The following is a 1,588-nucleotide window of genomic DNA, read 5'->3' as shown; positions in this document are numbered from 1 at the left end:
ACATAGGCGTTGCGATCAAAGTAAGGTCTTCAGATGTTATATTATATAAACCTATAGCTGCTTGAGCCCTAAGCAGCTTTGTCTCTTGCGATAGAACTATCGGTTTTGGGTCACCTGTAGACCCTGAGGTCATTGTCAATATATAGGGCTGCTCTTCAGTTGATCTGCGTGATTGCAACGGATTTTTTTCTATCGATGTTTTTATTAAAGATGCATAAGCATGTGTTCCTGGACTTTCACCACCTACCGATACTAGAAGTGCGTCTTCACTCAATATTTGCTCAAACAAACCCTTTAGATCAGGTATTAGTGCATGCCAAATAATAGCGTGTTTAACATCAGCCGCCTGCATTGAGCGCTGCAAAGCTTCCGTGCCCAAGGTCATATTATTGGGAACCAGTACAATACCCATGTTAGCCGCCGCTAACATGACGACAGCAAACTCAACTCCGTTTGGTAATAGAACAGCCACATGATCACCACGCTTACACCCTAGGTCAGATAAGCCCTCAGATAGCAGAGCAACTTGATCTGATAATTCACGATACGAAAGCGTTTGCTCATCACATATAACAGCAATCTTTTCCGGCGTCTGTGAAACGTGCTTGTAGAATCTCTGGATTATTGACATGTACTTATTTCATTTTTATTAGTTGGCTGACATTGCGCTGGAGAACTTAAGAAATGCTTGACTACCTAAGCGATGTTTATCCGCACTTGCTGCAAGGTAAACGCCACCAATATCAGTATCTCGACTAATCAAAGCATGCCCTCCAATAAAAGACTCAGCCTTGATCACTATGCCGTGCCCCACTGCAGAGTTAATGCCAAAGAACACCTTGTCTTCGACTTTCGTTTCACCGCCAATCGAAACACCGGCATTCATCCAGTTATTGTCACCCAAGCTACAACCATGCCCAATATTGCTATTACTACTAATAAAATTGCCATTCCCTATCACGCAGTATGGATGTACCGAAGCATGGTCAAGAATAATATTATTCACTCCTATACTTATTTCATCATGGATGACAACTGAGGGGTGAATGTAGTTGATAAATTTGTAACCTTTATCTTTGGCTTCTAAGTACTTATTTTCTCGAATTTGATTCATTTGAACATAACCAACCGCGATCAACATAAAACAATCTTTAGTTGAGAAACTCTGCTCAATCTCATCGAAAGGAACCAATGGCAGACCACATAGATTAGGTTCCGCAATACACTGCCTGTCAACAGTAAAAGCAACAACTTCGAATTCGGTCTTAACAAACTGAAAAATCATTTTAGCCATATGACCATTGCCATAAATGATGAGTTTTTTATTTAAACCAGTTTCCGCCACCTAATGCTCCATTATCAATGTCACTCAAAAAAACACCCACTAAATTGCACTCACTAACGACCGACAGGTTACGCCTCTATTTGCTTGAACAAGTAATATGCGCTCCAGTCTTCCATCTCTCCAAAGTCAGGAATATGTGCACCAAAATCCTTCTTTATTTCATCTCTATCTGTGGATACTAAGCTAAACCCAAACTCCGTAAACATATTTACCACTTCTTCTTTTGACCATGCGTTTTGATGG

At 40.7% G+C, this 1,588-nt stretch carries 2 protein-coding genes; both read right to left on the bottom strand.

Annotation, left to right across the window (positions count from 1 at the left end; genetic code table 11):
- The coding region (locus tag A3761_RS19950; RefSeq protein WP_156491979.1) for a class I adenylate-forming enzyme family protein at positions 1-631 on the bottom strand (631 nt) is incomplete at its 3' end.
- Positions 632-649: 18 nt separating this feature from the next.
- Positions 650-1,345 carry an acetyltransferase gene (locus tag A3761_RS19945; protein WP_068739666.1) on the bottom strand — a complete coding sequence of 232 codons (696 nt, stop codon included), beginning with the start codon at positions 1,343-1,345 and terminating at the stop codon, positions 650-652.
- Positions 1,346-1,588 lie beyond the last annotated feature (243 nt).

The sequence above is a fragment of the Oleiphilus sp. HI0123 genome (assembly GCF_001635315.1).
Note: the sequence above shows the minus strand (reverse complement) of the source record. Positions and strands in the feature narration are given on the sequence as shown.